12 protein-coding genes are annotated in these 15094 nt (G+C 33.9%); 2 read left to right on the forward strand and 10 right to left on the reverse strand.

Features of this window, described 5'->3' with window-relative positions; all coding sequences use genetic code 11:
• Positions 1 to 49: 49 nt before the first annotated feature.
• The 8 genes from GW534_RS07185 to galE form a co-directional block, all read right to left on the reverse strand.
• Positions 50 to 2053, reverse strand: coding sequence for a TRAP transporter permease (locus GW534_RS07185; protein ID WP_161920374.1), 2004 nt, complete (start codon positions 2051 to 2053; stop codon positions 50 to 52).
• Entirely contained in the window at positions 2046 to 2576 is a 531-nt protein-coding gene (locus GW534_RS07190; RefSeq protein WP_161920375.1) for a DUF1850 domain-containing protein, read from the reverse strand. Before GW534_RS07190 ends, GW534_RS07185 begins: the two co-directional genes overlap by 8 nt.
• Positions 2577 to 2675: 99 nt before the next feature.
• Positions 2676 to 3695, reverse strand: coding sequence for a TAXI family TRAP transporter solute-binding subunit (locus GW534_RS07195; RefSeq protein WP_161920376.1), 1020 nt, complete (start codon positions 3693 to 3695; stop codon positions 2676 to 2678).
• Positions 3696 to 4135: 440 nt separating this feature from the next.
• On the reverse strand, positions 4136 to 5353 hold the full coding sequence (locus GW534_RS07200; RefSeq protein ID WP_161920377.1) for a toxic anion resistance protein: 1218 nt from the start codon (positions 5351 to 5353) through the stop codon (positions 4136 to 4138).
• Between the two features lie 15 nt (positions 5354 to 5368).
• Positions 5369 to 5989 carry a 5-bromo-4-chloroindolyl phosphate hydrolysis family protein gene (locus GW534_RS07205; RefSeq protein WP_161920378.1) on the reverse strand — a complete coding sequence of 207 codons (621 nt, stop codon included), beginning with the start codon at positions 5987 to 5989 and terminating at the stop codon, positions 5369 to 5371.
• A 269-nt stretch (positions 5990 to 6258) separates the two neighbouring features.
• Entirely contained in the window at positions 6259 to 7275 is a 1017-nt protein-coding gene (locus tag GW534_RS07210; protein ID WP_161920387.1) for a DUF1646 family protein, read from the reverse strand.
• 88 nt (positions 7276 to 7363) lie between these two features.
• Positions 7364 to 8359: a LacI family DNA-binding transcriptional regulator gene (locus GW534_RS07215; RefSeq protein ID WP_161920379.1), complete on the reverse strand. Its 996-nt coding sequence runs from the start codon at positions 8357 to 8359 to the stop codon at positions 7364 to 7366.
• Between the two features lie 176 nt (positions 8360 to 8535).
• Positions 8536 to 9531: a UDP-glucose 4-epimerase GalE gene (gene galE / locus GW534_RS07220; protein WP_161920388.1), complete on the reverse strand. Its 996-nt coding sequence runs from the start codon at positions 9529 to 9531 to the stop codon at positions 8536 to 8538.
• Between the two features lie 196 nt (positions 9532 to 9727).
• On the opposite strand from galE, the gene GW534_RS07225 reads away from it, so the two are divergent.
• Positions 9728 to 10633, forward strand: a complete 906-nt coding sequence (locus tag GW534_RS07225) for a helix-turn-helix domain-containing protein (protein WP_161920380.1) — start codon at positions 9728 to 9730, stop codon at positions 10631 to 10633.
• Positions 10634 to 10753: 120 nt separating this feature from the next.
• Positions 10754 to 11851: an ABC transporter ATP-binding protein gene (locus GW534_RS07230; RefSeq protein WP_161920381.1), complete on the forward strand. Its 1098-nt coding sequence runs from the start codon at positions 10754 to 10756 to the stop codon at positions 11849 to 11851.
• Positions 11852 to 12125: 274 nt separating this feature from the next.
• On the opposite strand, the gene GW534_RS07235 is transcribed toward GW534_RS07230, so the two are convergent.
• Positions 12126 to 13865 carry a phospho-sugar mutase gene (locus tag GW534_RS07235; RefSeq protein WP_161920382.1) on the reverse strand — a complete coding sequence of 580 codons (1740 nt, stop codon included), beginning with the start codon at positions 13863 to 13865 and terminating at the stop codon, positions 12126 to 12128.
• Positions 13866 to 14032: 167 nt separating this feature from the next.
• Positions 14033 to 15067: an AI-2E family transporter gene (locus GW534_RS07240; protein ID WP_161920383.1), complete on the reverse strand. Its 1035-nt coding sequence runs from the start codon at positions 15065 to 15067 to the stop codon at positions 14033 to 14035.
• Positions 15068 to 15094 lie beyond the last annotated feature (27 nt).

Consider the following 15094-nt stretch of genomic DNA (forward strand, 5'->3'; position numbering starts at 1 on the left):
ATGGTTGTCTCTAGCGACTGATCCGCTGAGACAACCATTTTTTTATCCTTTAAACACTGGCACCTTCGACACCTGCTCCAGTTCCCTTACCCTTATTAATCATAAATTGATAAGCAATCATTGCAATGAATAAACCTAATCCGATTGCACTAATTAAACCACCTGGGTATACTAACATGAAACCTATAACTAGAGAAACAATTCTTTCAAACCAGTTTAAGGACTTATACCAGTAGCCAATTAATGCCCCACCAATGGCTACCATACCAGTTAATGCTGTTACAAAAATCCAAATTACTTCCAATACATTTGTATCGATCAAGAGCATAGCCGGATTAAACATAAACATGTATGGAATAATAAAGGCAGCAATCGCCAATCTCGACGCATTAAATCCTGTCCGGATTGGTTCACCACCAGATATTCCCGTTGCAGCAAAGGCAGCTAAGGCAACTGGCGGAGTTATATCAGCAACAATTCCGAAGTAGAAAACAAACATGTGCGCTGCTAATACAGGAATCCCCATATTATATTGTGCTTCCAATGTCATAATAACAGGTAAAGCAATTGTTGATGTAATGATATAGTTCGCTGTTGTTGGTGAACCCATTCCAATAATAATAGATGTTATCATAGTAAAGACTAGAGTTAAAAGTAATAATAGTGTAGATTCACTTGTAATATCTCGAGCTAAACCTACAATTTCGTTACCTAACTTTAATCCTAAACCTGTTCTTGAGATAACTCCAACAATCATACCTGCACAAGCTGTCGCTGCTGCAACACCTAATGCAGATCGAGCACCATCAGTTAATGCTGTAAACAGCTTTGGTAGCGTAATTCTTGTATCTTTTCTAAACAAACTCACAATTAAAGTGAAAATGATACCATATATCGCAGCACGAGATATACTGTATCCCATGTAAATAAATACGACAATAGCTAAAATTGGCGTTAATAAATATAATCCTTTTAACACTTCTTTTTTGCTAGGTATATCCTCACTTGATACGCCTCTTAAACCTTGCTTTTTAGCTTCTAAGTGTACCATTATCCATATTCCAGCGAAATATAAAAAGGCTGGAATGATAGCTGCTATAACAATTTCGATATAAGGGACTCCGGCAAATTCAACCATTAGAAATGCTGCAGCTCCCATTACAGGTGGCATAATTTGTCCACCAGTCGAGGCAGCCGCCTCAACCGCTCCAGCAAAGTTTTTGCGATATCCAAGTCGCTTCATTATTGGAATCGTATAAGATCCAGATTGAACAACGTTTGCAACAGAGCTTCCAGAAATCGTTCCTTGTAACGCACTTGTAAAAACTGCTACTTTCGCTGGCCCCCCAACTCTACGGCCAGCAATAGTTAGGGCTAAATCATTAAAGTAGTTCCCAATTCCTGTTTGGGTTAAAAATGCACCAAATAAAATAAATAGGAATATAAAAGTGGATGATACTTGTAATGGTGTTCCTAAAATACCTTCAGTTGTAAAGAACATCGCATCGATTAATTGATTTAAATCTAAACCACGGTGAGCCAAAAACCCTGGCATATTCGGTCCAAAAAGAGCATATAATAAAAAGCTACCTGCTACAATTACTAATGGTAGACCAACTACCCTTCTAGTCGCTTCCATAACTAATAAAATAGCCAGACCCCCAATAATCATTTGAGTTTGATTAATTCCGCCCACTTTTTGTACTAAAGCTTCATAGAATACTGGCCAATAACCACATACGATGACTGATAATAACGCTAGTATATAATCATACCAAGCAATCTGTTTCATATTTCCTTTTTTACTGGCAGGAAACAATAAAAATATTAATACTAAAGCAAATCCTAAGTGAATCGTTCTTTGCAAATACGCTGTTAATTCCCCAAAGTAACCTGTATATAATTGAAATATAGAAAAAGCAAACAGCAGTATAATGACTACTTTGGACATGATGCCTGATAATTGACGTGATCTTGATTCTGCGTCATATTTCGCCATCAACTCTTGCTGTTCTTTTTCTGATAGTTGAGTTATATCCTTTTTTTCAGTCATGTATTTTCACTCCTTTCATCAACTTCCATAATGTTAAGTCTTCAACTTTGACAGTATACCAAGCCCCTGGTGAAAAATAATCATTAAACCAGACCATATGCTGATCGTTTTCTCCCCATACAAGGCGATGTTCAGAAACCGTTCTGCCATTTCGGATATTCATAGATTCAAAAACATTATTCAAATTTTTTATATGGTATTTACCATCTTCATAAACAAACTCTTGGCCTGCTTCTGCATTCGAAGGCATACCAATTCCAAATTGCTCAAAAATAATTTCATATTGTTCTATTTTATTGTCTTTCGTAATTCTATATTTCTCAACTACATCAGATAAATGAATTGAATGTGTGAAAATTATTTGAAAGGTTTCCCCAGAATCAATAGGTAAATAGGCTGATATTTTCGTTGTATTTTCATGATAAAAAACAACAGCTTTTTGTACAGGTATAAAAAACAAAAAAAGTGGAATAAGTACGAGAAAGGAAACTGTAAGTAGTAAAAACGTTTTTAGTTTATCCATCTGATTCATCCTATATTATCGAATCAATTATTCTACAAAAATCAAACCGGCAGCGGTTGTTTTATCAACTCAACTGCCGGTAAGTTTAAGATGTTTAATCTATTCCGACAATAAACCTTGTTCAGTATAATATTTTTCTGCACCTGGGTGTAATAGACTTGTATCGATACCGTCTAACGCACTTTCAAGGGAGATAAACTCCGCTTTTGCGTGTGTAATTTTATCAACGTTATCATATAAAGCTTTTGTTAAGTTGTAAACTACATCATCGGATAGATCTTTGCTTACAGCAATCATCGCCATTACAGCAACAGTATTCACATCTGCATCAATTCCACTGTAAGTGCCAGCTTTAATAGTATCAGCCGCATAGTAAGGATATTTTTGGATTAAAGCATCAACTTTATCTTGCTCGATAGGAAGGATTTTAATATCATTTGTTGCAGAAATTTCTTCAACTGCACCAGTAGGAGTACCTGCTGTAATAAACGCAGCATCTATATTACCATCTTTAAGTCCGCCTGCTGATTCACCGAAGTCAAGATTTTGCGCTTGGATATCATCCATTGTCATACCATGAACCTCTAAAATTTGTTCAGCATTCACATATGTTCCAGATCCTGGTGCACCAACAGAAACCTTTTTACCTTTTAAGTCTTCAACGGACTCAATACCTGAATCAGCTAATGTTACAATTTGAATTGTCTCTGGATACAATGAACCAAGAGCTAAAACATTGTCAACTTTACCATGTTCTTCAAAGGATTGAACTCCTTCAACAGCTGCTGCCATAACATCAGTTTGAACAAATGCAAGCTCAGCCTGGTTATCACTTAATGCCATAATATTGTCAGCAGAAGCGTTCGATGATTGAACGTCAGTTTGAATTCCTGTTTCATCAGTTAAGATTTTTGCAATCTCTCCCCCAAGTGGGTAATATGTACCACTTGTTCCCCCAGTTAGTAAGCTAAGGAATTTTGGTGCATCTCCACCATTGTCAGAAGAACCTGAATCAGATCCTCCCCCATTGCCAGAGTCACTGGAACCGCCACCGCATGCCGCTAATGAAAATGTTAATAAAAAAAGCATTGCAAAAATGGCATAAAATTTTCTCCTCATTTCGTTTTCCCCCTTTATTAATGTCATTGAAAAATATAATTGAGGGCAACTATGCTTTCTCCACTCGATGAAAGCATTTACATTATTAGGTAATTAGTATTACCTAATTTTTTATTAATATAGTAAATTCCTATAAGCCCTCCTATTCAAATATAATAAAAGATTTACAATATTGTCAACAACCTAGTATCAAATATATAATTTTTCAACGTATAATATGCCTAGAAAACCCAATGCACATACATATTCGGATTTTCGCTAAGTTCTTTTTAACTTCTTTATTACTATGAAACTCACGATTTGTAATTTAAATTGATTGCGCTTTCATTTAATAACAAAAGGTCTAACTTAATCACAAGATACATCTAGTAATTTTTACTAGATATTATTATTGTTCAAGTTAGACCTTTTTTCAAGTTTCTTTACTTATTCAATCATTTTTATCCTTTTAATTCGAGAAGCTTTTGTTTTAACTGATCTTCCATCGCCACAAGCTCTGTTTCTGCCTGTCTTCTTTTAGCCCTTCCTTCAGCTTGAATACGCAATGTTTCTTCCAATGTTGAAACAAGATTTTCCTGTGTCTTTTTCAAGGTTTCAATATCAACTAAGCCACGTTCATTCTCTTTTGCTGCATCAATTGCATTCGTCTTCAGCATCTCGGAATTTTTCAACAATAACTCATTCGTTGTTTTTGATACTTGTTTTTGCGCTTCCACTGCTTTTTGTTGACGGAGTAGCGTTAAAGCTATAGCAATTTGGTTTTTCCAAAGTGGTATGGCCGTATTTATTGATGTTTGGATTTTTTCTACTAATGTTTGGTTCGTATTTTGAATCATTCGAATTTGTGGTGCAGCTTGAATTGTAATTTGTCTACTTAATTTTAAATCGTGAACGCGTTTTTCTAAACGGTTGGCAAACTGCATCATGTCGTTAACTTCTTGATACATCATTTGATCTCCCGTTTGTTCTGCTTTCTTTTGCAGTTCAGGGATTATTTTCGTTTGTAATTCTTCTAGTTTTAATTCACCAGCGGCGATATAAATATTTAAAGCTAAAAAGTATTCTTTATTTTTTTCATACATCTGTTCTAATAGCTTATTATCTTTTATAAGTGCGTTTTTACTATGCTCAAGACGTACTGTAATCCGATCAATTTGTGCGCCTGTTTTTTGGTATTTTGCTAAAACTTCATTCACTGAACGGGAAACTTTATTGAAAATCCTCGCGAAAAACCCCTTTTTCTCGACACTTAATTCATCAGGATTTACTTGTTCTAATTTTTTCATCAAGTCATTAATAATTTCGCCAATTTCACCGACATCTTTACTTTTTACATGGTCAAGCATGGAAGAGGAGAAGTTTATTAATTTTGATTGGGCTTGCGAACCATACAACGATACTGCCTGTTGATTACGTGGATCGATTTGACTTGCTAACTGTTGTGCCCGCTTTTTACTTTCTTCAGGCAGCGTATCGATGACTCGTTTTGGCTTTTGTTGCATTTCCACATCGGATGTAAATGTCGGTTCAGTAATCTCTTCATTAGTAGTACTTGCAACAACCGATGTTTCTTCTTTTGTTTCTAATGTAAAATCACCGAATGGGTCTTGTAATAAATCATCTATACCTGTATCTTTTTGTTGTCCTCTTTCGTTCATAAATCTGACCTCCTATTAACGTTTTCGATCAATTGATTTTTTAGCTACGTCTAATTCGAATTGTAATGTATCAAGATCCGTTTCAATCATATTCCGTAAATCTTCTTCAATAAGGTCTACAACATCATCTAATGTATGTTTTGTATCATTCAGGGCCTTTACAAGTTCTGCATCTTTAACAGGTTGGAAAGCTAAAAAGGTGTATTTTTCTGTAATATCTACAAGGGAATCTAAATGTGAATAGTAAAATTCTTGAGCTAAGAAAAAACGACGTGGTTCCTTCTTTGTAATATTATATATTTTGTAGACGAGACGTAACGTTTCAAAGTTCTTCTTAGCACTTGGTAAATTATGGATTTTTAAAAATGACTTTTGTAAACGTGAAATCTTTTCCTTCGCCTCTTTTAAATTACGCTCGACTAATTTATATTCTCTTCTTGTTAACCCATTTTGATTAAGTAAATGTTTTACCATCAAAAACTTTAATAAATAAAAAACTCCTACTCCAGTAAGTAAACCATAAGCACCTGATACCCAGAACCCTTGATCTAAGGCTAACCAATAAATTAACCAAGATAACCCCCATGTAGCTCCAGCTGAAAAAAATCGTATGATAAAATAAAGGATTCCTTTCATCCTCATCACTCCTATATTGTGGTACGAAAATCATATACAGATATTCTTTATATAAATAAACTTCGCGTAATCAATTCGAGAAAAATTTCAAGCTACTTATTTTACGTATAAATCAAAAAAATGTTTCAAAGTTAATCACAACTAATATACATTCATTGTAATTGAATATTCCTTGTATTTGCAATGAGGATAAAAATTTTTAATAAAGCAAAAAAATAGAAAGCGATTCATCAATTGAACAGCTTTCTTTTTATGTATCTAATAATAAACTATAAATCTACGATCATTAAAATCACAAAATAAGCAACCATAACTACAAGACCAAATGGCAAACCAATTTTCGCCCATTCACTACTTGTAATTTTTAGTTTACCCGCAGCAATAATATTCGGTATATTACCTGGAATTAACATACCACCACTTACTAATAATCCCATTAATATCGCTTTAATCGTCGCTTCAGACATCGCAGGACTAATTTCTGCTGCTGCTAGCGTCGCATTATCTAATACAGCTGATATTATGTTAATCCAATATAAAATAGCAGGATGTAGGTCTAATAAGTATTTATTAATTAGCGGTTCAAATCCCGCACCAAGCATTGTTAAACCAAAGACGAACAAGTAAATTTTTACAGAGCGAATAATGATTTCACCATAAGATTCTTCCTCTTGTTGTGAACGCTCTTCAGAAACATTGTCACGTTTCACCCAAAATGCCGCAATTATCCCAAGAATGACTACACCAGGTATGATATAAATTCCGGCAAGTTCAAGTAAATAGAAAAAGTCTTCTTTCATCTTACTTACAACAATTGTAGAAAGTGGCTCACCAATTGGCGTTAACGCCGCTCCTAACCCAATTGAAAAACAAGCAAGTACAGTGAGTAAAATGGCATTTTTTCGATCAAGTGATAAGTTACCAACAATAAGAACTAACACAAGCGCAGCAATAATTGCAGTAATAACACTAGACAATAATCCTAATAGAATAACGATAAGTGCAACAAATAATGGAAAAGGAACTTTTCTACTCATTCCATAAATTGCATTTCCCAATTGGTCTTGGAACCATTTAAATAACAATCCGGCAATTAAAACAGCGATTGTAATCTCCATTGGGTCTTTTAAAGCATGCATAAATAATTCGGAGTTAAATGCTTGTCCCACTAGCGCAGCAATAATCCCCATGATAAATAGGAAGTATTCAAGATTTTCTTCCACTATTTTCACAGTGAACGGGAGGATGAAAACAATTAACAAGATGATAAGTAACCCTATTGTCATAAAATCCATTTTTCCATATCCTTTCATTTGAAATTTTTTTCCTATTTTAACATAATATATTCAGAACATATAGTAAATTTTAATATATTTATAAACTAGATTCTCTTTTTATTATTTTAGTAGCAATTTGGACTGTTTTCGTTACTCTCCTCCCGTTTAACCTTTCAAGAAGTAAATCTACTGCCGTCTCCCCCATTACTTCTGGGAAAATATGGACTGTTGATAATGGTGGATATACTATATTTGAAACACTTAAATTATTCATCCCGATTACATTAACTCGAGCGGGCACAGCAAACTCTGCTTCATGAAGGGCTCGAATACATCCTGTCGCAATATAATCATTACTTACAAAAAAGGCTGTTGGCAAATGCTCACCATGTTCTTCAATTGCCTTTTTCATGAGAAAATATCCTGTTTCCTTTGAAGACTTCTCACTCAAATAAATATATGATTCATTGAGTAAGTTTCTTTCATACATATAATAATAAAACGAACTTTCAATATTTTGATAGATTTTACTTACATTAATATTATCCATACTACCTTGACCTATTAAACCAATATGGCAATGGCCTTTATTAATCATATAATTAATCGCTTGTGTCGTTGCCAGATAATAATTCGGAATAACAGCATCAAACTCACCCTCAGCTGGACAACTATCAACAAACACAATATTGTCACTAATATTAAATAATATTTGGACATCATCCATTTGAAACTTTCCAATTGCTATAATTCCCGAAACATAACGAGGTAAATGATTGTTTATTTCAAAATCCTTGTTATTAAAAACGAACAGGTTTAAACTTTTTTCCTTCGCCCTTTTTTCAATCCCTCTTTGTATATTAAAATAATGGAGATTTTCTAATTCTCCTACTTCCGTTTGATTGTTAATAATTAATACTGGCTCTGTTTTAAGTCGCTTAACTTTATATTCGTATGATAATTCTTCTGCAACTTGTAAAATTATTTTTCTTTTCTCTTTAGATATGGATAAAGTGGGATCGCCTCTCAAAACTCTCGATACACTAGAAATAGATACGCCAGCTTTCTCAGCAATATCTTTTATTGTAGCCAACTTTCTCCTCCCTATAGCTAAAAAATCATCTATATATAAAAATAATTTAATGCAGCTTTTCAACGCCGGCAAATTTTGTAATATAGATATCTAATAACATTTCGAAACTAAACCCCAGAGATGTTGTTTCGAACCATAATAAAAGACTTGCTAAGTAGCGAGTCTCAGGGTAAAAATTAAAATTTTCCAGTATATCCATTTGGATGGTTTACATGCCAATTCCAAGCATCGGTTATAATTCGTTCAATATTTGTTCTTGAAGGTTTCCAACCAAGAATTTGTTTTGCTTTCTCTGAAGATGCAATTAGAACACTTGGATCTCCGGCGCGTCTTTCCCCAATTTTTGCAGGAATTTCTTTTTCAGTCACTTTTCTTGCCATATCAATGATTTCTTTTACAGAGAATCCTTGATTGCTTCCAAGGTTAAATACATCACTTTTTCCACCATCAAGTAAATATTTTAGCGCTAAAATATGGGCATCAATTAAATCTTCAACGTGAATATAATCACGAATACAAGTTCCATCCTTTGTCGGATAATCATCACCAAAAACGGTAACAAACTCTCGTTTTCCTAAAGCCGTTTGTAAAACAATCGGAATTAAATGAGTTTCTGGATTATGGTCTTCCCCAATTTCTCCTGTTGATCGAGCTCCTGCCACATTAAAATAGCGAAGTGCCACATAACTTAACCCATGGGCTTGTTCACACCATTTCATCATTTTTTCCATCGCAAGTTTTGTTTCACCATATGTATTTGTTGGCGCAGTTACCATGTCTTCAGTAATCGGAACTGCTTCCGGTTCACCGTAAGTGGCAGCCGTTGAAGAAAAGACAATATGTTTTACATTTGCAGCAATCATAGCTTCGAGTAACACTTGTGTGCCATAAACATTATTATCATAATATTTTAGTGGGTTTTCCATTGATTCACCAACAAGGGAATTGGCAGCAAAGTGAACAACTCCTTTTATGTTTTCCTTTTCAAATACTTTGCTTAAAAATTCACGATTACGAATATCTCCTTCATAAAATGTCGCTTGTGGATGAATTGCCTCCCGATGACCTGTTTGTAAATTATCAACGACAACAACTTCATAACCATAGTCAATTAATTGATAAACAGCATGGGAACCGATGTATCCTGCTCCACCTAATACTAAAATTCCCATCATCGTAATCAACCTTTATCCTAATGAATTATTTTTCTTCATTATATTGGCTAACAAAATTTTTATGACAGACTGATTCAAATAATGTAATAAATACTTTGTGGATTTTAAAACCATTTTTTCCGCTTATAATTTGAACAATATTTAAATACTTGTTTAAATTATAATTATAGATAACTATTATGAGAGGTTTATTATGAAAGAAAAATTAAAACTATTATATCCAGGTATCATTATTCAGAGCCAACCCATTTTTGAACAAGAATATAAATGCTTTTTAGATAAAAAAACAAACGAGTATATCGCTATACCAAAAAAACTTTTGACAGAAAAGGAGATATTATTATTAGAAGCGTTTTTCTCGCCAGTTAAACAAACTGCTAAGTATTTAAATAATAGTTTAGAGCAAAAGAAATGGCATACTTTTCTCTTTGAAAACGGGCCATTGCCAGATATTAACGAAAGAATGCGGTTTATCCATTTTCATTTCAATTCAGAAGTAAATTACCAAAGTATTTATGATTCTTTCTATTCCTTTTTTCAAAAGGACATTTCTCTTATATGGGTAGATAATCAAACTGGTGTAGTTTTAGAACTAGAAACAGACTTCGTACTTCAAGAAGAAGACTTTTTATCTTTTCAAGATGCTGTTTTAACAGACTATTATGTAGACTTAAGTTTATATATTGGTCGTTTCTATGAACCAAATGATGAGTTAAAAAATCACTTTTCTCGGGAACAATACTATTTTCATACAATAAGAACTGTAATCCCCCAAAACCGTTTTTATTCATTTAATTCCGCGTTTCCTGTTGTTCTTCTAAAAACAGAGTGGGAAAAAATGAATGAAATTATTGCAGCAGAATTCAATGATATTTTTCGAAACGATAAAGATCTTGTCCATCTAGTACAAACTTTCCTCGAAAACAATTCAAATACGAGTTTAGCTGCTAAAAAATTATATATGCATCGAAATAGTTTACAATATAAGATTGATAAATTTATCCACCGCACTTCTATTGATATAAAAAATTTCAATGGAGCTATAGCCATTTATTTTATTTGTGTCTATGCTGAGATGATCAAACAAAACAACTCATAAGACAACTAGGCAATTTGACAGTTGAAAAGCAAAAACTTTGTGCAAATTTCCATTTCCTCAATGAAAGCACTTGCATTAAAATGAAAGCATAATAAAAAACGTTTTCATGGAGGGTGTAAAATGGCTGAACTAAAACTAGAACATATTTACAAAATTTATGACAATAACGTAGAAGCTGTTTCAGATTTCAATCTACATATTAAGGATAGAGAATTTATTGTATTTGTTGGACCATCTGGTTGTGGTAAATCTACAACATTACGAATGATTGCTGGTTTAGAGGAAATCTCTAAAGGGGAGTTTTACATTGACGGAGAGTTAATGAATGATGTTCCACCTAAAGATCGTGATATCGCGATGGTTTTCCAAAACTATGCTCTTTATCCACATATGTCAGTATATGATAATATGGCCTTCGGTTTAAAACTACGAAAAGTTCCGAAAGAAGAAATTGACCGCCGAGTTAAAAATGCGGCTCAAATTTTAGGTTTGGAAGAATACTTAAATAGAAAACCAAAAGCTCTTTCTGGTGGACAAAGACAACGGGTTGCATTAGGTCGGGCAATCGTACGTGACGCAAAGGTTTTCCTAATGGACGAGCCGTTATCAAACTTAGATGCGAAACTCCGTGTACAAATGCGGACAGAAATTATTAAATTACACCAACGTTTGAATTCAACAACAATCTATGTTACGCACGATCAAACAGAAGCGATGACTATGGCATCACGCATCGTAGTAATGAAGGACGGTAAAATCCAACAAGTTGGAACACCTAAAGAAGTATATGATAAACCAGAAAACGTGTTTGTCGGTGGTTTTATCGGTTCACCAGCAATGAACTTCTTTAATGGAAAACTAGATGGTAATCATTTTGTAATTGGTGAAACTAAACTTCAAATTCCTGAGGGCAAACTTAAAGTATTAAAGGAACAAGGATATATTGGGAAGGACGTCATTTTAGGTATTCGTCCTGAAGATATCCATGATGAACTAGTATTTACTGAAGCAGTTCCAGGAGCAACAATTAATGCTTATATTGATGTTGTTGAGCTAACGGGAGCTGAAAACGTTCTTTATAGTACATTAGAAGATATTGATTTTGTTGCTAGAATCGATGCTCGTACAGATATTAAAGCAAATGAAACGATTAAACTAGCTTTCGATATGAACAAAGCACATTTCTTTGATAAAGATACAGAAGTGCGGATTCGATAATTTTTTTGAATGTATATTGCACTTTAGTGGCGGATGCTTTCTACTTAATCCGCCACTTCTTCGTTTAAAAGTTATGCCTCACTTTATAATTCACTAACAGTTGAAGATTTTTATTTTGCATTTCATTATCCATTCAAAGGATTTATCCTTTTTTTCGACAAAAAGACACAACTAAACATCATTTTTTTACATGATTTTATTATTTTCCCGGGAAATCTCCATTTTTCGAGTTCAAAAAAGCTGTCACATATAGACTGTGACAGCTAAAAAATAATTATTTAATTAATGTTTGAACTTTCTCCATCACTGCACTTTGTAAACGGGTAACCTTTTCTTCACTATCTTGTAATGAGTTACCGATTACGCTGAAGTAAAACTTACATTTTGGTTCTGTTCCTGAAGGACGTACACAGAACCAGGATCCGTCTTCTAGGAAATATTTAAGAACATTAGATTTTGGTAAGCTGATCGGATTCAACTTACCGTCAGTAAATTCTTTACGAACGCTAGTTTTATAATCTTCTACTGCAACAACAGAAATTCCGGCAACTTCTCTTAGTGGATTTTCTCTAAAGGATTCAAGAATGCCTGCAATCTGTTCAGCACCGTCTATTCCTTTTAATGTTAGAGACTCCAATGTTTCTTTATAGTAGCCATATTTCTCGTAAATTTCCATTAATGCATCATACAAGCTTTTTCCTTGGGCTTTGTAAAATGCTGCCACTTCTGTAGCAAATAATACCGCTTGAACTGCGTCTTTATCACGAACAAAATCACCAATTAAATAGCCATAACTTTCTTCATAGCCAAATTGGAATTTATATTCCCCAGTTTGTTCGTATTCTTTTATTTTTTCTCCGATAAACTTAAAGCCCGTTAAAGTATCAAGGGTTGCGAGTCCAAAGCTTTCAGCAACTGCTCGGCCAATTTCGGACGTTACGATTGTTTTTAATACGATTCCATTTTCAGGTAAAATTCCTTTTTCTTTCTTTTGTGATAATAAATAGTGGAGCATGATTGCACCTGTTTGGTTACCTGTTAATACTATGTATTCGCCATTATTATCTTTTACCGCAACTCCGAGACGATCTGCATCAGGGTCTGTTCCTAGTAATATATCTGCATCAATTTCTTTTCCGTATTTGATTGCCAATTCAAAGGTTGCATGTTCTTCTGGGTTCGGAGATTTAACCGTTGAAAAGTTTGGATCAGGCTGTTCTTGTTCTTTTACAACCGTTACGTTTTGGAACCCAAACAATTTTAGACCTTTTTGAACTACTTTATTGGCAGTTCCATGAAGTGGAGTAAATACAATTTTCAAATCATCTTTAACCTGTTCAATGACATCACGATTTAATTGTATTTTTTGTACATATTCAAGATAGACATCGTCAACTTCTTCACCAACGTATTGTAATAAACCTTCTGCTAATAGTTGCTCTTCACTGGCAACTTCCAAAGCCAATTCATTTTCGACTTTGTTAACAAATTCAATTAGTTCATCCGCTTCTTTTGGAGGAAGTTGTCCACCATCATCACCATATACTTTATATCCATTATACTCTGGCGGATTATGGCTGGCTGTAACCATTACCCCTGCTGCCGCACCAAAATGTCTAACTGCGAAGCTGAGCTCTGGTGTCGGTCGCAATTCTTTAAAAAGATAAGCTTTAATTCCGTGTTTTCCAACTGTTTTTGCCACTTCTAAAGCAAATTCACTTGATTTATGTCTCGGATCATAACTTATGACAACACCACGTTTCGCACTCTCTTCACCTTTACTTAATAAATATTGAGCAAGCCCATAAGACGCTTTTCGAACAGTATAAATATTCATTCGGTTCGTACCCGGTCCAATTTCTCCTCGCATACCGCCTGTTCCGAACTCTAAATTTTTGTAGAACAATTCTTCTAATACTTTTTCATTATCTTTCACTTTGTTTAATTGTTCTTTTAATTGTTCCTCAAGGCCCTCAAAATTCAACCATTTTTCAGCAGTCTCTTTCCAGCTCATGACATTCCTCCATTTAATACTCTCTTATTTTCTTAACACACATGTATTATAGCAAAGAATTGGGAGAATTTGTATGATAGCCCTATATTGTCTTCCTTTACGAAAAAAAGACTCGCATTTTTGCGAGCCTTGATTAACTTTCAAGGACAATTCTATAAACTCAATACTTAATCAACTTTTTTTACTTCACGCTTATTATCGATTGTATGAACACCTAACACATCCAAAATAAAGATAAAGATTGGAATACCTAATATTAGCCCCCAAACACCGAAGAAGTGCTCACCCGCAATTAATACGATAAAGGTATAAAATACAGGTAGGTTCGTTTTCGAGGACATGAATTTTGGATTTAAAACATATGCTTCAATGGCGTGAACAATTGCAATCATTACTAAAACATAAATAACTTTCATAATGCCCCCGATACTAAAGGCGATTAAACATAATGGTACAAGTGAAATAATTACACCCGCCACTGGAATCAAGCCGAGGAAAAATACCATAATCGATAAGCCGAATAAATGGGGGAATCCCATGAGCCATAAAAAGAATGTTGTAATGACCATATTAACAGTGGCAATCATGAACTGCACTTCAATTACCTTCCCAAAAGTACCGGCAAACTTTTTCCCAAAGAACTCAAGTTCCATATAAATGGAGTTCATTTTACTACCTTTAAAACGCGATGTAAATTCAATAATTCTTTCTTTCTCTAATAAGAAAAATAGGCTTAAAATTAACGCTAAAAATAACTGAATACTAAATTTGCTAATGTTATTAAATGTACCGACAGCAAATGTCACACCAAACTCTAAGTATTCTGTAATTTCAAAGTCTTCGATAACCTTTAAGATATAATTCACTATTTCATTGTCTGTAATAATTGGTTTTGAATAAAAGTCAATCAATTGACTAAACAGTTGGGTAATTTCATTTACAAGAACTGGCAGGTACCGAACTGCCCCATATAGCAATAACGAAACCGCTGCAGAAAATAAGAAAAGCACCGTAATTTTCCGATTAATTGGAATCCGTTTAGAGATTACTTTTTCTAAACCATTTATTAAGAAGGAAAATATAAAGGTAAGAAGTATTATGTTAATTATACTCCGAAGAAGATAAAGGATAAAAATTAAGATTGCAAATATGAGTACACGTTTCAAGCTCGTATTTTTAAAGAATTTTACTACATCATCCACTTTTTCCAACTTCCCATCTATATCTTT

The organism is Pallidibacillus pasinlerensis, assembly GCF_009996845.1.
GTDB classification, from domain to species: domain Bacteria; phylum Bacillota; class Bacilli; order Bacillales; family Caldibacillaceae; genus Pallidibacillus; species Pallidibacillus pasinlerensis.